Raw genomic sequence first — 19,377 nt, forward strand, 5'->3', positions numbered from 1 at the left:
CTGCTTCCCATCGCTCACGGCCACTGTCGCCAAGGGCCGTGGCCGACCCGCTTCCCGCCCGCTCACTGCCGCCGCCAGGAGCGGAAGGCCCGTAGTTGTTCCGGCGTGACCACGCTCTCCAGAAGCTGGTCGTCCTGGTCGCCGCCGCCGAGCGCGGCGAGCAGTCGGCGGGCCGGTACGTTGCGCGGGGTGCGCTCCGCCGTCAGCCGGACCTTCGCGCAGCCCAGCTGGTCGGCGCGGTCGGCCAGCCACTGCAACAGGCGTTCCTCGACGCCTCGGCCGAGTGCCCGGCAGCTCATCAGCCAGGCCAGGACGTCGAGTTGGTCGCCGTCCCGGCGGACGGCGAGCAGGCCGATCTGGCCGTAGTCGCCGAACCGGTCCCGGGCCGCCGCCGTCCACACCTCGCCGCCCTCCCGCCACCGGGCGAGATCACCGCCGTCGGCCGACCGGGCGCGAAGGGTGAACTGGTTGGTACGGCGGACGAGTTGCCCGGCCCGTTCGACGTCGGCCTCGGTGAGGGCCCTGATGTCGACGTCGAGTTCCAGGTGGGCGAGGAACTCCTCGAATCCGGCCTCCTCGGATCCGGCCTGTTCGCGCGCGGCGTCCCGTTCCCGCTCCTGCTCGTAGAACTGTGCCCGCAGTCCGTCCTCGGCCGTCGCCGCGGCCGGTACCAGCGGCCACAACCGGCCCAGGAACTCCTCCAGTTCGGCCGCGGGCGGGCAGGTCACCGACAGCACCTCCGGCAGCGCGGACCGCACTCCCGCGATCTCGACCGGGTTGTCGTCGAGGAACAGGAAGCTGTCCGGACCGAGGTTGAGCGTGCGGGCCGCCTCGGCCAGCCGGCCCGGCTTCGGGCCCCAGGCGGCGGAGAGCACGCTGAAATGCTCCGCCTTCAACAGGCTGTCGGGGCGGTCCAGGACGGCCCGTACCGTGTCCTCGTCGTTGTTGCTGACCAGCGCCAGCAGCGCGCCCGCGGCACGCCACCGCAGCAGCCGCCGCGCGAGCAGGGCACGCGGGCCGGTCAGGTCCACCGCGTCCGGACCGATCTCCCCGGCCACCCCGCCCCACAGGGTCTCGTCGCCGTCCACCGCGATCACCTTGGGCGCGGGGCGTCGCACCGCTTGTACGACCTCGGCGAGACGCAGGGCCACCGCCGCCTGGAAGTGCGGGGTGAAGGGCAGGTGGGCCAGCCGCTCGGTCCGCTCGTCGAAGCGTTCCTCGACGGCGTGGTACCGGGTCCAGTCGTCAGGTCGCAGCACCGCGATGCCGGGCAACTCCGCCAGCTCGTCGGCGATTTCGCGCTCCCAGCGCGCCAGGCGGTCCTCCGCTCGCGCGGACGGCAGGAAGCCGACGATCAGCGGCTTGCGGGTCCGCTCGGACAGGGCCCGCAGCGCGGCCGGGTACTCGGTGCGCAGCTCGGCGAGCAGTACGTCGTCCACCGGGCCGAACCGTTCCAGGTCCGCCGCCCGCAGCAGCACCACACCCACCGCCGTGGCGGGGTCGGCGAAGACGCTCGAAGGGTCGCGCAGGCCGGCGAGGACCTGGTGGTACGGGGCTTCCGCGACCGTCAGACCGCCGTCCCGCGCGCCCTCCTCGACCGCCGCCTCACAGAGCAGCGGCAGATTGCCGAGGGCGAAGGTGGCGGCGAGGGCGAGCGAGCGGCGCGGGGAGGGGCCGGTCTCCTCAGGCATCGCAGAGACCGTCTCAACCGTCGCGTCTGTTCTGTCCGTCGCGTCCGTCGCGTCCGTCGCGTCCGTCGTTGTACGGACCGGCGTTCCCGGATCCTCGACCGCCTCCGCCAGCGATCGCAGGAACTCCTCCCCCAGCCCGGTGGAGGTCGCCGCGTCCAGGATGTCGAGGTTGTGATCCAGCCTGATCCGGCCCTCGTCCGGGGTCATGGTGATCATCAGGTCGAGGTCGGAGTAGCCCGTCCCGGCCGGCAGCACCTCCAGGTGGCTGAGGCGGCCCGCCGAGGAGCGTACGAAGTTGAAGTACACCTCCACCAGCGGCGCGTTCGCCCGGTACAGCCCCTGTCGGGCCAGCGTCGACAGCACGTCCGAGAACATGGCGCCCTTGGCGAGGACCCGGTCGAGGCGGCCGTCGGTGCGGCGCAGTACGTCCTCGATCCGCTCGCCCGCCCGGGCCTCGGCCGGGAACGGCACCGGCACTCCGAAGAAGCCCACCGCGTCGTACGCGTCGGCGTGGATGCGTGTGTCCACGGGCACGGCGAGCACGAAGCGCTCCCGTTCCCGCATTCTGGCCAGCAGCACGGTCAGGGTGCCGAGGCAGAAGGCGGCGGGCGTGATGGCGAGCCTGCTCGCGGCTGCCGAGACCCGTTCCATGAGCCCGTCGGGGATCGTCACGGTCACGCTGCCCGCCCGGTACGAGCGTGCTGCCGGGCGCGGTGCGGCGAGCGTCAGGTCCAGTCGCGCGCTGCCGTGGAAGGCCTCGCGCCATTCTGCCGCGCCTTCGCCGGGGGTGGCGTCGGTCTGCTGGGGGCGCTGGGCCTCGATCAGCTGGTCGATGTCGCGGTTGGTGACGGCGTCGCCGAGGGAGGCGCCGGACAGCTCGGCGTCGATCTCCCCTGCCACGAGCAGCAGCGACTGCAGATCGCTCACCGCGTGGTGCGCGCCGAACACCAGGATCTGGCCCCGGGCTTCGGCGTCGAGCAGCTCGAACCGCCACAGCGACGGCTTCGCCAGGTCGAACGGCGGCTCCAGCAGCCCGCGCAGCCGGTCGGCGGCGTCGAGCTCGGCGTCGGGGGCCACGTCCGTCCAGTGCAGCAGCGGCTCGGCCGACTGCCGTTCCACCCGCAACTCCCGTTCGCCGCCAGTGCCGTTGACGATCGCGGTGCGCAGGGCCGCGTGCCGGCCCGCGAGCCTGGTGAGGATGTCGGAGAGCGTCTCGTGAGTGGTCGGCGTGGTGAGCCGTACGGCCAGCCCGATGCCGTGCGCCGCGTCCGGCATGCCCGGCCGGGCGCTGCGCAGCAGCCGTACGACGTCGCGGGTCGCGGGCCGCAGTTCGCTCTCGGGCACCTCGGCGGTGGCGTCGGCCGGCTCCCGCTCGCGCCGCGCCACGGTGTCCCGCTCGGGCAGGGCCTCGCCCAGGGTCCGTGCGAGGCCACGGATGTCGGACGCCGAGAACACCGCGGCGGCCGGGAGCTCGGCGCCCAGTTCACGGGCGAAGGCATTGCGCAGCCGGACCAGCATGAGGGAGTCGAGGCCGAGTTCCTTCAGGGCCGTGGTCGCGGACACGTCCACGGCGCCTCCGGAGACCTCACTGACCCTGGAGCGTACGTACGCTTCGAGCCATACCGCGCGGTCGTGGTCCGTGGTCGCCGCGAACACCTTCTTCACGAGACCGTCCGAGTCCGCCGTACCCGTCGGCGCGGTGATCAGGTCGCCCAGGATCGGTCGGGTGCGTGCCGCGTCCGGGTCGAGCGCCAGCATCTCCCAGTCCAGGGCGAGGGGAGCGAGCTGGCGGCGGGAGGTGGCCAGTACCCGGTCGAACAGCTCGCCGCCGTCCTGTGGGGAGAACGCGACCAGACCGGAGCGGCTGGTCTCGGCGGCCCGGGTGCCTGACTCGGCGACCATGCCCACGCCCGTCCAGGCGCCCCAGTCCAGGCTGAGCGCCCGTCGGCCGGTAAGGGAGAGGTGGTGCGCCCAGGCATCGAGGAAGGCGTTCGCCGCCGAGTACGGGCTCTGCCCGGCGGAGCCGAGGAGACCGGCCGCCGAGGCGAAGAGGACGAGGTTCTCGGCCTCCGGGATCAGCTCGGTGAGCAGGGTGGTGCCGAGGACCTTGGGGGCGAGCACGCGCAGGGCCCGCTCGTCGGTCAGGTTCGCCACCGTGGCGTCGTCGAGGACACCGGCCGCGTGGACGACACCGGCGATCGGGCCGGCCGCACGTCGTACGGCGTCCAGGGCGGCCGTCAGTCCTTCGCGGTCGGCGACGTCGGCGCGGGCGAGATGCACGGCGACGCCGTGCTCTTCGAGGCCGCTGATCCAGTGCGCCGCGTCCGCGTCGGGCGTGCCTCGGCTCAGCAGGGCCAGTCGGCGGGCGCCGCGGCGGACCAGTCGCTCGGCGACGACGCGGCCGAGGCCGCCCAGACCTCCGGTGATCAGGTACACGCCGTCCGGGGTGATGTCGCCGTGACCGCCGTCGTCGGGGTGCGTGCGGGCCAGCCGCGGCACCAGACGGCCCGACTCCCGCAGCGCGACCAGCCGTTCGTCGTCCGCGTGCCGCAACTGCGTCCACAGGGCGTCGACGGCGCCCGTGGCCGGCAGGTCGATCAGTGTGGTCGACAGCTCCGGATACTCCTGCGCCACGGCGAGGCCGAAGCCCCAGCCGAGCGCCTGCTGAGGGTGCGTCACCTGCGTGCTGTCACCGGCGGCCTGGCTGCCCCGTACGACGACGAACAGGCGGGGAGCCCGGCCCCGCGGGCGGTCGGCGAGCGTCCGCACCAGATGCAGAGTGCTCAGGCAGCACAGCCGTGCGGCCTCCTCGGCCGTACGGGCGTCCTCGATCTCCGGGGCGTCGAGTGCGGACAGCTGGACCACCTGTTCGGGCAGCCCGTCCGGGAACGCCTCGTCGAGGAGACGGGCCAGCTGGTCCGGATCAGCCGGGTCGAGGACGTAGCGGCCGGGACCCTCGACGGCGAAGGCCTCACCCCTGCGGGCGATCACATGCGGCCAGGTCGAGTCGAGGCGCTCGCCGAGTTCGGCGGCGACGCCGGTGCTGTCGGCCAGGATCAGCCAACTGCCCTTCGCCGAGGGCCCCTTCGCAGCCGGGCGGGGCTGCCAGCGGGTCTCGAAGAGCGCGCCGTCCAGGGGTGAGAGCGCGGCCAGCTCGAACTCCTCGGCCTCCAGAACCAGTTGATCGTTCTCGTCCCACAGCCGCAGGTCCAGGGTCGCGGTGTCGCCGGCCGTGGAACGCAGCTCGCAGGTCACCCAGGCGGGCGTGGTGCGCAGCCCGGTGAAACGCAGTCGTCCGACGCCGGCGGGCACGAACGCCCGGCCTTCGGGCGCGTCGCCGGGCAGGGCGGCCGTGTGGAAGGCGGCGTCGAGGATCGCGGGGTGCAGCAGATGACCGGCGGCGGGCGTCCGGGCCAGTCGGCCGAGTGCCGCCCTGTCCGTACGGCGGCCTTCTTCCAGGCCCCGGAAGGCCGGGCCGTAGTCGATGCCCAGGGCAGCGAGCCCGGCGTAGACGGCCGACAGCTCGACCTCTTCGTCGCAACGGTCGCGGAGGGCGGCGAGCCGCTCGCCCGCACCGGGTAGGGGTTCGGCTGCGTCGGCGACACGTCCGCTGACGTGCCGCTCCCACCGCGTGCCCCGCTTTCCGGCGGTCGCCGAGGCGATGGTGAACTCGCGGCTGCCGTTCTCGGCGGGCCGCAGGGCCAGTTGCAGCCGTGCGGGCTTTTCCGCGTCCAGGCACAGCGGCTGAAGGAACCTGACCTCGGTCAGCCGCACTTCGCCGCCGCCCTGGAGCTCGGACGCGGCCTCCAGGGCCATGTCGAGGAAGGCGGCGCCGGGCAGCCAGACCTCACCGGTGACCCGGTGGTCGGTGAGATAGGCGAAGCGGCTGTCGCGCAGGTCGATGTCGGTCTGGAAGAGGTGCCGGTCGACTTCGTCGCTGGCCTCGATGTGCGTGCCGAGGAGCGGTGAACCGCCGGCCGTCCCGGTGGCCGGGGCGGGTGCGAGCCAGTGGCGTTCGCGGGCGAAGGCGTACGTGGGCAGGTCGGCCCGGCGGCCCCGCGGGAACAGCACCGGCCAGTCGGGCGTGTGCCCGGCCACGTACAACTCCCCCAGCCTGCGCAGCAGGACATCGCTCCCGTCCTGCTGCCTGCGCAGCGAGCCGATGCCGACCGCGTCGATCCCGGCCTCGGCCGCCACCGCCTCGATCGACGAGATGAGCGACGGGTGCGGGCTCAGCTCGACGAAGTAGCGGTAGCCGTCGTCCAGCATCCTTCGGATGGTGTCCGCGAAGCGGACGGGCTCCCTGAGGTTCGCGTACCAGTAGTCGGCGTCGAGCCGGTCCCCGGACAGGGGTTCGGCCAGCACCGCCGAGTACAGCGGTGTCGGCGTACGGGTGCCCCGGATGCCGGAGAAGCGGTCGAGCAGCTCTTCGCGGAGCGGGTCCATCAAGGGGGTGTGCGAGGCGAAGGGGGTCGACAGCGGCCGTGCAGGGATTCCCTGCTCGTCGAGGTGGTGGCGCAGTGCGGCCAGCGCGTCTGCCTCGCCGGAGACGGCCGTGGAAGCGGCGCTGTTGACCGCGGCGACGAACAGGCGGTCCGCGTACGGCGCGAGCAGCTCCTCGACCCGCGCGGGCGGCAGTCCCACGGACAGCATGCCGCCCTTGCCCGCCAGTGGTACGACCGCCTGGGCGCGCCCGGTCACCACGGTCACGGCGTCGTCGAGTGTGAGGGCGCCCGCGCTGTAGGCGGCGGCGATCTCGCCCAGGCTGTGCCCGACCACGGCGTCCGGGGCGATGCCGAGCGCACGCCAGGCGGCGGCAAGCGCCGCGTTGACCGCGAACAGCACCGGCTGCAGGAACTCGGTCCGGCCGAGCGGGCTGAATTCCTCGGGCGCCCGGAGCGCGTTGAGCACGGACCAGCCGACCCGGCGGCGCACCGCTTCGTCGATGCGGGACAGCTCCGAGCGGAACGTGTCCGAGCCCGCCATCAACTCCACGCCCATGCCCGGCCATTGACCGCCGTGCCCGGCGAAGACGAAGGCCACCTTGCCCGTCCGCTCCTCGCGGGGCGGAGCGAGGGGTGCCCGTCCACTCGCCAACGCGGTGAGCCTGTCCCGCAGTTCGTCCCGGTCATCCGTCACGATCGCCGCACGCCGTTCGAAGTGGCCGCGGTGCCGCGCCAGGGTGTGGGCGATGTCCGGCAGGGCGGTGTCCTCGGTCACGTACTGGGCCAGCCGCGCGGCCTGCCCCCGGAGGGCGGCCTCACTGCGGCCGGAGAGTGCGAACATCCGCTTTCCCGGCGGGAGTTGGTCCGTCGGCTGCGCGTCGGCCGGCGGGGCCTCCTCCACGATCACATGCGCGTTGGTTCCGCTGATCCCGAAGGCGCTCACTCCGGCCCGTCGTACGCGCTGCGGCGACGACGGCCAGGCCGCCGTATCGCGCAGCAGGTGCAGCCCGCTGCCGTCCCAGTCGACGTGCCTGCTGGGCGTGTCGGCGTGCAGGGTGCGCGGCAGGGTCCGGTGGCGCAGTGACTGCACCACCTTGATCAGCCCGACCACGCCCGAAGCCGCCTGTGTGTGTCCGATGTTGGACTTGAGCGAACCCAGGTGCAGCGGGCGGTCCTTTGGGCGCGAGTCACCGAAGACCTGCGACAGGGCGTTCGCCTCGATCGGGTCGCCCAGTGTCGTGCCCGTGCCGTGCGCCTCCACGTAGTCGATGTCGGCGGGCTCCAGCCCGGACAGCTCCAGCGCCCGCCGGATCACCCGCTCCTGTGCCGGGCCGTTCGGCGCGGACATGCCCTGGCTGCGGCCGTCCTGGTTCATGGCCGTGCCGCGCAGTACGGCCAGCACCTCGTCACCGTCACGCCGCGCGTCACTCAGCCGCTTCAGTACGACCATGCCCGCGCCCTCGGCCCAGATGGCGCCGTCGGCGTCATCGGAGAAGGAGCGGCAGCGGCCGGTCGGCGACAGGCCCCGCAGCCGGCTGAACTCGACGAAGGTCCCCGGCGTCACCATCACCGTCACACCGCCGGCGAGCGCGAGGTCGCACTCGCCCGACCGCAGCGCGTGCGCGGCCAGGTGCAGCGCGACCAGCGACGACGAGCATGCCGTGTCGACCGTGAGCGCCGGGCCGGTGAGCCCCAGCGTGTACGCGAGCCGTCCCGAGGCCACGCTCAGCGCCGATCCCGTACCGACGTACCCGTCCAGCTGGTCGAGTCGGGAGCCCGACAGATAGTCGCTGCCGAACATGCCGACGTACACACCGGTGGTGCTGCCCGCGAGGTCGTCGGGCACGATCCCGGCGCGCTCCAGCGCCTCCCACGCCGTCTCCAGCAGCAGGCGCTGCTGCGGGTCCATGGCGGCCGCTTCCTTCGGGGTGATCCCGAAGAAGCCCGCGTCGAAGGACTCCAGGTCGTCGTCGCCCAGGAAGCCGCCTTCGCGGGCGTACGACTTGCCCATGGCGTCCGGGTCGGGGTCGTACAGCGCCTCCACGTCCCAGCGTCCCGCCGGGAACGGGCCCACCGCGTCGCGGCCCTCCGCGACCAGGCGCCACAGGTCTTCCGGGTCGCTGACGCCGCCCGGCAGACGGCAGGCCATGGCCACCAGGGCCACCGGCTCGTCGGCCGCGGACGCAGCCGTGCGGGTGGGCTGCTTTTGGGGAGCGGTGCGGCGGGTCGTGCGGCCGCCGGTCGCGAGGGCGGTGGTCAGCAGGTACTCGGCCAGCCGGGTCGCGGTGGGGTGGTCGAACAGCAGGGTGGCGGGGAGCTTGGCGCCGATGCGGGTGCCGATGCGGTTGCGGAGTTCGACCGCCGTCACCGAGTCCATGCCGAGTTCGCGCAGCGGCTGGTCGGGGCGGACGGAGTCGGCCGAGCGCAGGCCGAGGGCGCGGGAGGCCTCCTCGCGGACCAGGGACAGGACGCGTTCGGAGCGTTCGGTCTCAGGGAGCCGGGCCAGCCGGTCCGCCAGGCCGTCGCCGGCGGCGTCCCGGCCGATGCGGGGAGCGGGGAGCAGCGAGCGCCAGAGCGCCGCCGTACCGTCGCCCGCGGCCGCCGCATGGTCGCGCAGCCGGGGCAGGTCCAGGGCCCAGGCGACCAGGTGCGGTGCGCCTCGTCGCAGGGCGAGTTCGACGAGATCCCGGCCCTGGTCGGGGGTGAGCGCGCGGTGGCCGAGGCGGGCCATCCGCTCCAGGTCGGCGTGTTCGGCGGCGAGGCCCTCGCCCGCCCACGCGCCGAAGGAGACCGAGACGCCGGGCAGGCCCAGGGCCCGCCGGTGATGGGCCAGTTGGTCGAGGAAGACGTTGGCCGCCGCGTAGTTGCCCTGACCCGCGTTGCCGATGACACCGGCGGCCGAGGAGACCAGCAGGAAGAGGTCGAGCGGCGTGTCGGCGGTCAGCCGGTGGAGGTGGGCGGCGCCGTCGACCTTGGGGCTCAGTACCCGCGCGAGGCGTTCGGGCGTCAGCTCGGCGACCACCCCGTCGGCGAGGACGCCGGCGCAGTGCACGACGCCTCGCAGCGGCAACTCGTCGCCAATACGGCCGAGTACGTCGGCCACCGCGGACGCGTCCGCGATGTCGCAGGCCGCGACCTCCACCTCGGCGCCGAGCGCGGTCAGTTCGGCGATGACCTCGCCGGTGCGCGAATCGGCGGATCCCTGGCGTGACGTCAGAAGCAGTCGGGGGACGCCGTGTTCGGCGAGGAGACGGGCGATGTGCCGGCCGACGGCACCGAGACCGCCGGTGATCAGGACGGTGCCGTCAGGGGGTACGAGGGTGGGGCGGCCACCGGGTGCGAGGGTCTCCTCGGGCAGCACCGGACGAAGGGGCGCGTCCGCAGGGGTCCGCAACGCGTCCTGGGCGCGGGCCCGCACCAGCCGCGGCACGAGCAACGCTCCGGCACGGACGGCGAGTTCGGGTTCGTCTGCGTACGCGACGGCGGCCGCCAGAGCGCCGGCGGGATCCGAGCCTTCCAGGTCGAGCAGGGTCAGCCCGAGGTCCGGGTGTTCGGCGCGGGCGCTGCGGGCCAGGCCCCAGAGCACCGACTGGGCGAGGCCGGGCACGGTGTCCCGGTCGTCGGCCGCGACCGCGCCGCGCGTCACCCATACGGTCCGGGCGGGCGCCTCGTCCTGCGGAAGGGCGATCAGCGCATGGAGTTCGGCCAGGGCCGTGGCCGCCAACTCCTGTGCTGCGACTGCCGGTTCGGCATCCGCCGCCGGGCACGGCCAGAACCGTACGACGACGTCGGCGCCCGTCTCGCGCACCTGTATCCCCGCCGCTTCGAGGCCGCGCAAGGCTGCGGCGAGCTCCGGGTCCGAGGGGTCACCGCGGACGGTCCACTCGTGGCCCGGCGTCTCGGCGGGCTCGTCACCCACGGCCGTCCACACCACCTCGTACAGGTGCCGGGCGTTCTCCGAGGCGCCGTTCAGGTCCGCCGGGTCCGCGGCCCGCAGCCGTACGCCCTCCAGGCTGCCCGCAGGGAGACCGTCCGCGTCCCACAGCGTCACGTCCAGCGTGAGGTCCGTGCCGGAGCCACCCGTGCGCCGTACGGACGCGGTGAGGTCGGTCGCGCCACCGGGCGGCAGGACGCAGCGGCCCACCGCGACCGGCAGCAGCACCCGGCCGTCGGAGGCGTCGAACGCGGCGGCCACATGCAGTGCGGCGTCCAGCAGTGCCGGGTGGACCGGGTACAGGTCGGCCACATCACGCGCCACGGACGGCAACGAGAGCCGGGCGAGCAGCGCGCCGTCGCCGGTCGTGACGGCCGACCGTACGCCCTGGAAGGCGGGGCCGTAGCCGAGGCCGAGCGTGCTGAGCCGCTCGTATGTCCCCTCGGTCCAGGCCGGTTCGGCCGCCTCGGGCCACACCGGTGGCCGGCCCGCCGTCGGCGGGGCGGGTTCGGCCGCCGACGCTGTGGCGTGCAGGGTCCAGCCCATTCCCTCCTGACCGCGCGGACGGCTGTGCACGGTGACCTCCGGTACGGGACCGGCGGTGACCACCTCGACGGACACCTCGGCCGTGCCGGACTGAGGCAGGGTGAGAGGCGCGAGGAGGAGCAGGTCGGTGACGTCGCCGGGAGCGTCCGGGCGGGCCACGGCGAGCGCGGCGCGGCACAGCTCCATCAGTGTCGTGCCCGACACCACGGTCCGCCCGAACACGGCGTGGTCGGGCAGCCAGTCGGCGGTGGCCGGGGACCACTCGTTGCGGAAGGTCCAGCGGGTCTCGTCCGCCGACTGGAGCTGGACGCCGAGCAGCGGGTGCGCGGCGCGGTCGAAGAGGCCGGGGGCGCCGGGAGCGGACTCGGGCTCGATCCAGTGGCGTTGCGGGTCCCAGGCGTACGTCGGCAGGTCCGCCGGTGCGGTGTCGGGGACCAGGCGGCGCCAGTCGATCTTCCGTCCGTGGACGTGGAGTTCGGCGGCGGCCCGGTCCAGGCAGCCGGGACCGTCCTCGTCTCGGCGCAGCGATCCGACGGCGGCCAGATCCTCGTGACCGGAGTCCTCGGCGACGGTACGCAGGGCGGTGACCAGGGAGGGATGGGGGCTGAGTTCGACGAAGTAGCGGTAGCCGTCGGCCGCCATGCGCTCCACGGTGGGCGCGAAGCGGACGGTTTCGCGGAGGTTGGTGTACCAGTAGTCGGCCTCCAGTTCCTCGGTGACCGGCTCACCGGTGACCGTGGAGTACCAGGCGACGGACGTCGGGCAGGTGGTGACGCCGTCGAGTTCGTCGAGGACGGTGGCCCGGACCGCTTCGACCTGGGCGCTGTGGGAGGCGTAGTCGACGTCGAGGCGGCGGGTGAACACCAGCTCGCGGTCGAGGGCGGCCAACAAGGCTTCCAGCGGCTCCACTTCACCGGCGATCACCGTCGAACGGCCGCTGTTCACGGCGGCTACGGACACCCGGTCGGCGAGGCCGGCTTCGGCGAGGCGGGCCTCGACCTCGGTGTGCGGCAGGGCGACGACCGCCATGGTGCCCGTGCCGGACAGCTCGGTGAGGGCCTGGCTGCGCAGGGCCACTACGGCCGCCGCGTCGTTGAGGCTGAGCGCCCCGGCGACGCAGGCCGCGGCGACCTCGCCCTGGCTGTGCCCGATCACCGCGTCCGGCCGTACGCCACGAGCCCGCCACACCGCGGCCAGCGACACCATCACGGCGAACAGAACCGGCTGCACGACGTCCACGCGATCCAGAGGCGGGGCGCCCCCGTCGCCGCGCAGGACGGCGGCCACCGACCAGGTGGTGAACGGGCGCAGGGCGGCGTCGCAGCGGTCGAGTTCGTCCGCGAACACCGGGTCACGGTCGAGCAGATCGCGGGCCATGCCGGTCCACTGGGCGCCCTGGCCCGGGAAGACGAAGGCCAATTTGCCCGGGGGGAGGGCGTGTTGGGGGCCTACGACGCCGAAGCCGGTGCCGGTGTCAGCGGCGGTGCCGGTGTCGGGCTGCGCCTCGGCGAGTCCGCGCAGCGCGGTCAGCAGTTCGTCGCGGTTGCCCGCCTGGACGACGGCTCGGTGCTGGAAGTGCGTGCGGTGGTGGGTCAGCGTTCCGGCCACGGTCGGCAGGGGCAACTCGGGCTGTGCGGTGAGCAGTTCGTGGAGGCGGGCGGCCTGCCCCTGGAGGGCTGGGAGGGTCCGGGCGGAGAGCGGGAACAGGGTCTCTCCGGGCAGCTCTGCGGTGGGCTCCGAGGTCGGCTCCCCAGACAACTCTGCGGTCGGCTCTCCAGACAGCTCCGAGGGCAGCGCTTCGCCGGCCGGCCGCGCCATGTCCTCCGGCGCCTCCTCCAGCACGACATGCGCGTTCGTACCGCTGATCCCGAAGGCGCTCACCCCGGCCCGCCGCACCCGGTCGCCGCCGCGCGGCCACGCCTGGGCGCCGCTGTGCACACGCAGGCCGCCGCCCGCCCAGTCGACGTGCTCGGTCACGGTGTCGGCGTGCAGCGAGGCCGGGAGCAGTTCGTGGCCGAGTGCCAGGACGGTCTTGATGACGCCGCCGATGCCGGCCGCGGCCTGGGTGTGGCCGATGTTGGACTTCAGGGAGCCGACGCCGAGCGGCCGGTCGGCGGGGCGCCCCGGACCGAACACGGATGCCAGCGCCCGGCCCTCGATCGGGTCGCCGAGCCGGGTGCCCGTGCCGTGCGCCTCGACGTGGTCCAGGTCGTCCGGCCGGAGCCCGGCGGCGTCGAGGGCGGCGCGCAACACCCGTTCCTGTGCGGGGCCGTTGGGGGCGCTGAGGCCCTGGCTGCGGCCGTCCTGGTTGATCGCGGAGCCCTTGACGACCGCGAGGACCCGGTCGCCGTCCCGGCGTGCGTCCGCGAGCCGCTTGAGCAGCACCAGACCGCAGCCCTCGGCCCACACCACGCCGTCCGCGTCGGCCGAGAAGGGGCTGCACCGCCCGGACGGCGACAGCCCGCGCAGCCTGCTGAACTCGACGTGCCCGCGCGGTGTCACCAGGAGCGTCGCGCCACCGGCCAACGCCAGGTCGCACTCGCCGCTCGCCAGCGACCGCGCGGCCAGGTGCAGGGCGACGAGGGAGGAGGAGCAGGCGGTGTCGACGGTGACCGCCGGGCCCTGGAGACCGAGGGTGTAGGCGATCCGCCCGGAGGCCACGCTGGACGCCGAGCCCGTTCCGACATGCCCGTCGAGCTGGCCCAGCCCGGCCGAGGCCAGGTATCCGCTGTCGTACAGGCCGATGTAGACGCCTGTGGAGCTGCCGTTCAGCGTCTCCGGGACGATCCCGGCGCGCTCGATCGTCTCCCAGGTGGTCTGGAGCAGCAGCCGCTGCTGCGGGTCCATGGCCGCGGCCTCGCGCGGCGAGATCCCGAAGAAGGGCGCGTCGAAGCGGTCGATGTCGGCCAGGAAGCCGCCGCGCAGGGTGTACGCCTTGCCGGCGGCCTCCGGGTCGGGGTCGTAGAGCCCCTGAGTGTCCCAACGGCCCGCGGGAACCTCGGTGATGGCGTCCTCGCCCGCGGCCAGCAGCCGCCACAGCGCCTCGGGGTCGTCGGCGCCGCCGGGAAAGCGGCAGGCCATGGAGATGATGGCGATGTCGTCGTCGGCCCGTGCGACGGCTCGTACTGCCGGGTTCGCGGGCGCCTGGTCCGCCGTGAAGGCGACGGCGGGCCGTTCACCGAGGACCGCCTCGGCGAGTTCCGCGATCGTGGGGTGGTCGAAGACGAGGGACGGCTCCAGAGGCCGCCCGATCCGCGCTGAGAGGCCAGCGGCCAGTGTCACCAACTGCCTTGATCCCAGACCGAATTCGGCGATCGGCCGCTCCGGGTCGACGGCCGGCGGTTCGATCCCGGCCTCCTCGGCGACAGCCGCCGCCAGCCAGGCCCGCACACCCTCGGAGGTCGTGACGGACATCTCGGGGAACTGCTTCGGGGACTCGTTCGCAGGCATCTGGAAAAGGTGTCCTCGTGAACTCGTGAACTCGGGCTCAGGCGATTTCCGTACGACAGATACGGCCGATACGGCTGGCACAGCAGGTGCGACCGGTGCGACCGGTGTACGGCGGTTGCGGGCGACGGACAGACGGACCATGCGACCGGCGTGGGTGAACTCCGGCGACGTACGGCGATTCCGGCGTCGTACGGCCAAGGAACCGGTGTACGACCAGGGCGACGGCGGTGCCGCCGCCGGCACGGATGTGCGTGCCGGCGGCGGGTGCCGTCGTCCAGGTCATCTCATGGCGGGCGCGCCGACCACCGAGAGGGTGCCGGCCAGGTAGGCCGCCCGGGAGGCGTGGCGCTGGATCTTCCCGCTGGACGTCTTGGGGATGGTGCCGGGGTGGACCAGCACGACCTCGCGCACGGACAGGCCGTGGGCCTCGCCGATCGCGCTGCGGATCAGATCGGTGATCTTGTCGGAGTCGCCCGCCGCTTCCGGGGCCATCTCCGCGACGATGACGGGCTGTTCGCCCTCCACCGCGCCGTCCGCGGTGTCATCAACTCCGCTGTCCACCGCGCCGTCCACGGAGAACGCGGCGGTGCAGCCGGGGCGCAGCGCCCCGTGGGACATCTCGGCGGACAGTTCCAGGTCCTGCGGGTAGTGGTTGCGTCCGTCGATGACCATCAGGTCCTTGAGACGGCCGGTGACGAACAGTTCGCCGTCGCGCAGGAATCCGAGGTCGCCGGTCCGCAGGAAGCGACCCTCGCGGTCCTTCAGCGTGGCCCGGAAGGTCTCGCGGGTGGCGAGGGTGTTGCGCCAGTAGCCCTTGGCGACGCTCGCGCCCGCGACCCAGATCTCACCGACCTCTCCCTCGGGCAGCGGCTCCTGCCCCTCGGGGTCGGCGATCACCACGGTCATGCCGGGACCGGGCCGGCCCGAGCTGACCGCCGCCGCGTCCGCCGCGCCGGCGTGCGGCCCGGTCCCGGCGGCCTCGACGAGGGTGGGCGGGGTCTCGACCGTGCTGCCGGTGACCATGAGGGTGCCCTCGGCCAGGCCGTAGCACGGGTACAGGGCCTCGCGGCCGAAGCCGGCCGCGCCGAAGGTCTCGGTGAAGCGCCGCAGGGTGGCGGCGCGCACCGGTTCGGCGCCGTTGAAGGCGACCTTCCAGCGGCTCAGGTCGAGGCCGTCGACGAAGTCGGGCGTCGCATGCTTGAGGCACAGTTCGTACGCGAAGTTGGGTCCGCCGCTGGTGTGCGGACGGTAGCGGTCAATGGCGGTCAGCCAGCGCTGGGGCTGCTGAAGGAAGTGCAGCGGCGAGAAGAGCGTGGCGGTCACGCCGAGGTAGACCGTGTTCAGGACCGGGCCTATGAGACCCATGTCGTGGTACACGGGCAGCCAGCTGACGAACAGTTCGTGGTCGTACTCGGCGATCACGTCCGGGGTGTGGCCCATCCGCTCCGTGATGACCCGCTCGTTGTCCAGCAGGTTCCCGTGGGTCACCATCACGCCGCGCGGGGCGGAGGTGGAGCCGGAGGTGTACTGGAGGAAGGCGACCGAGTCGGCGGTGAGGTCGGGTTCGCGCCAGGAGCCGGCCGCCTCGTCGGGGATGTCCTCGGTGGCGACGCAGGTGATCTCGGCCAGTTCGGGCAGGTGCTCCGACATGGCGCCCAGAGCGGCGATCACCTCACGGCCGCCCAGGATCACCTTGGCGTCCGCGTCGGCGATCAGCCGCCTCATCCGGGTCAGGGCGCGATGGTTCTGCGACCGCCCCTGCGGGGGTACGCCCGGTACGGCGACGACTCCGGCCGAAAGGCATCCCAGGTAGCCGCAGATGAACTCGAGACCGGGCGGATACAGCAGCAGGGCGCGGGAACCGGCCAGACCGCGCTCCTGCAGCCAGGCGGCGACGGCCCGGGACCGGCCGGCCAGACGCCCGAACGAGATGTCCTGGATCTCTCCGTCACAGTCGCCCGTGACGAGATAGCGGTAGGCGGTCCGGTCGGGCTGTTGCGAGGCGTGCACGGTCAGTAAATCGACCAGGGATCGAGCCATTTGAGGAGTCTCACCTGTTCGGATAAATGGGCGAGGAAAAGGGAGGGCCAGAAAACTGGAGCTCGAAGACCGGCCGCGTGATGCGTACGCGAAGACGCCGTGGCCGCCTGGCCCCCTTGCCAGACATGCCCACACGACCAACCTGCCGAGGAGCAGCAGCGATGCGTACGCCGGCTCCTCGTGCCCCCCGTTCGGCTTGCTACCGATGAGTAGGACGATAGCAAGTCTTTTCGGCTCGACAGATGTAACCCCGGGTATTTCAATAGGCAATTGAATAATCTGACACCCAGTTAGAGAAACGTGTCACCGGCGTGCACGGCTGCTCTTATCTGGATGCACGAGTCCGATGCCCCCATTGCGGACCACTTGGTATGTGCCGCAGAACACATCCGCCACGCTGCTCGCCTGATCTCTCGTCAGGACGTCGACATACCCGTGCACCCGGCCGACATCGCGCGAAAGCCGGGAGCAGGGAAGCCAGTTCAGTGTGCGCGGGGTCCCGCTCCGCCGGAGTCCGCACGGCCCGACGTACGCAGCGTGCCGACCGTCTTCAGCAGCCGGTCGGCGGGTTCCCGCAGTTTGGGATGGGCCAGGACCGTGTTGCGCAGGCCCCGCACCGGTCTGCGCCACAGCCGGTGCGCCGCCGCCACCGGGTGGGGGCGGGCCACGAACCCTTCTCCCACGCGCAGTTCACGGGTCTTGAGCCAGTCCTTGTACTCCTTGTCACCGCGTCCCAGGTCCAGGAGCGTCACGCCGTGCCGGCCCGCCGCCTCGGCCATCCGAAGATGCATCATCAATCCGGGCGAGTAGCGGTGGAATTCGGGGTCGTACGCGGTGAACCAGGCCGCCAGGACCGTGCGCGATCTCGGCCCGAAGTGTGCGGCCACCGGCCGGTCTCCGGCGTACACCACGGACAGGACGCCGGTGAAGTGCTCCTCGCGGACGTGGAACAGATAGTCCACCAGGTCGACGATCCACGGCCGCGCGAACCGGTCCATCCGCCCCGTTCTTCGGTACTGGGCTGACTTCCACTGCATGAGCTGGTGCAGCACCTCCGGGTCGCGCTCGTCGAAGACGAACCGCATTTCCCCTACCTCACGCCCCACGCGGCGTTCCTTCTTCAGCGTCGTCTTGGCCAGCCCCGGGTACGCGCCGCGCAGCCACTCCGCGTAGCTGCCGTCGCCGGGCTTCACGTCGATCACCGGTGAGGCGAACGTCCCCGTCACATGTCTGCCGAACGGCTTCTGCTCCTCGACGAGATGATCGAACTCGAGGATGGACAGCCCGCAGGCTCGCAGCAACTCCTCGGTGTCCCAGGTGACCCCGGGACGGTGCACGAGTGCCTGGCAGTCGGACAGGCCCAGCCCGACGGCCCGGCCGACGCCGAAGACGTTGCGCTCGTACGGGAGGAACCCGACGGGCTCCCCGTTCTCGTGCAGGACCGCCACCCGCGCCCCACCGCGGTACTTGCCGATCCCGATCGCGAACTCCGGCGCCAGGAAGGGGTTGGCGTATTCGGGCGACTCGTCCATCGCCTGGTGCCATGCCTTGCGCAGCGAGACGCTCAGCTCGTCGAGCCTGTAGATGGTGATGTCCACCTCAGATCAACCGCCCTTCCGCAGAGTCCGCGAGGAACGTGCCGGTCACAGCACAGGCCGGTGAGATGTGTGGATCATTGCTCATGGATCGCATCGACGACCGCTCCCCCCATGACGCGCTGTGCGCGTCCCGCCACTTCTTTGGCTATCCGAGATCCACGCCGTATACACGCTCGTTCCGCGGTCGCTACCGAGATTTGAACGGTGCGGCGGGGCTCAAACGTCGCGAAACAGTACGCACGCTGTCAAGAGCCCCTACCGCATCGGAAAGCTGTGGATTGAGCGGCCCGGTCCGCTCAGGGCCGCCCGACCCGCGACTCCTGGCCGTCCAGCCCTTCGGGAAGGAGGTCGGCAAACGGCAGCGGCATGGCAGACACGAGGGCCGTAGAGCCGTAGAGCCGTAGAGCCGTAGAGCCGTAGAGGTGAGTCTGCTGCATCACGATGCCACGCGGGAGCCGTTCGGGCTGATGCGAGCCTTCCGTACCCAGACCGGTCCGGACGCGCGAGAGCCCCCGCCAGTGCGCGCTGCGGGGTTCTCGCTCCGGGTCCCTTGATCAGCTGGAAGGTCACATGGTTTCGGTCCCGGCCCCGGCGCCGTCCGGCAGGAGGGCCAGGAGCTGCTTCGTGTGGCCGGGCAGCTCCACTTCCGCGAGGCCCGCGATGAGGTCCCTGAGGGGCACGGTCTGATCGACCAGGACTTTGTCGTTGGACAGGAGCAGAGTGGGCACCAGGGTGTCGAGTTCGGCCTCGCTCAGCATCGGCCCGCCGAGTGCGCAGAGGGCGTCCCCTTGGAGGCGGATGCGGTCCCGAAGCCCCGCGTTGCCGCCCGCGAGCGTGATGACGCGTTCGATGGTCCAGGTGTCGAGCGCCATGCGGTTGTCATACGTCGTGTTCGCTCCCGCGGCGACGCAGGAGATGGCGGCGATGGTGGCGGCGTTGACGATGGCGACGTGCGCCAGAATCTGCTCAGCGTTCCACTCGCCGGCCGGCGGGACAGGGCTCGTGTCGCCGGAGTCGGCCACCGTGGCAGCAGCGTCCAGCAGCGCGCGGTAGGCGTCCCGAAGCGGGGCGGCGTCCATCATGTCGTCCTCTTTCTGCGGTCGTACGCGGGGCGAATACGGGAAGGGTTGCGGCGAGCGCCGTCTCAGACGTGCCCGGGGGACATCTCCCATGGCGCCTGCGGAAGGACATCGCCGGTCTCAAGCAGCGACTTGAGGTTCGCCAGCACGGCCGGCCAACCGCGCGAGATGCCGTGGAGCATCTCCTGGTTGGGGAGGTTCTCGTGGGTCACGGTGAGCCGGACGATGTCCTGGTGTGGTTCGACGAGAAAGGTGACAGTCGACGGTTCTCTTGGCGTTTCGGCGTCGGGGGTGTCCTCGAAGGTGATGACCAAGCACGTCGGGGGCTCCGCCTTGATCACTTCACCGACGACATCGACGACGCCTGATCCGTCGACGCGTCGGTGCTCCCATGCCGAGCCCGGCTGCCAGTCCGAAATGTTGGCGTGCCCCCAGTAGCGCGCCGTCAGGTCTGCGTCCGTCAGGGCTTGCCACACCTGCTCCGCGCTCGCACGGATGTAGGTGACGTAGACGTAGGTCGGTACGGACGTGGTTCCGTCGGTCATGACGTACTCCTCTACATGTTGAGATGCCGTGTCGCCGGCCGGCGCGCCA

The 19,377-nt window shown here is 72.3% G+C and carries 5 protein-coding genes; all 5 read right to left on the bottom strand.

Annotated features, from left to right (window positions below; translation table 11 throughout):
• Positions 1-62: 62 nt before the first annotated feature.
• Positions 63-14,066 (bottom strand): SDR family NAD(P)-dependent oxidoreductase, encoded by a 14,004-nt coding sequence (locus tag OG975_RS05755; protein ID WP_406327897.1) that lies wholly within the window; start codon positions 14,064-14,066, stop codon positions 63-65.
• Positions 14,067-14,345: 279 nt separating this feature from the next.
• The gene (locus OG975_RS05760; protein WP_406327899.1) at positions 14,346-16,106 is read right to left on the bottom strand and encodes a fatty acyl-AMP ligase; all 1,761 of its coding nucleotides are present in this window, start codon (positions 16,104-16,106) and stop codon (positions 14,346-14,348) included.
• 482 nt (positions 16,107-16,588) lie between these two features.
• Positions 16,589-17,704 (bottom strand): GNAT family N-acetyltransferase, encoded by a 1,116-nt coding sequence (locus tag OG975_RS05765; protein ID WP_406327901.1) that lies wholly within the window; start codon positions 17,702-17,704, stop codon positions 16,589-16,591.
• A gap of 566 nt (positions 17,705-18,270) precedes the next feature.
• Complete coding sequence (locus tag OG975_RS05770; RefSeq protein ID WP_406327903.1) at positions 18,271-18,786, bottom strand: hypothetical protein; 516 nt, start codon at positions 18,784-18,786, stop codon at positions 18,271-18,273.
• A 62-nt stretch (positions 18,787-18,848) separates the two neighbouring features.
• Positions 18,849-19,328, bottom strand: a complete 480-nt coding sequence (locus tag OG975_RS05775; RefSeq protein ID WP_406327905.1) for an SRPBCC family protein — start codon at positions 19,326-19,328, stop codon at positions 18,849-18,851.
• Positions 19,329-19,377 lie beyond the last annotated feature (49 nt).

It is taken from the genome of Streptomyces sp. NBC_00203 (genome assembly GCF_045206325.1).
Lineage (GTDB): Bacteria > Actinomycetota > Actinomycetes > Streptomycetales > Streptomycetaceae > Streptomyces > Streptomyces lutosisoli.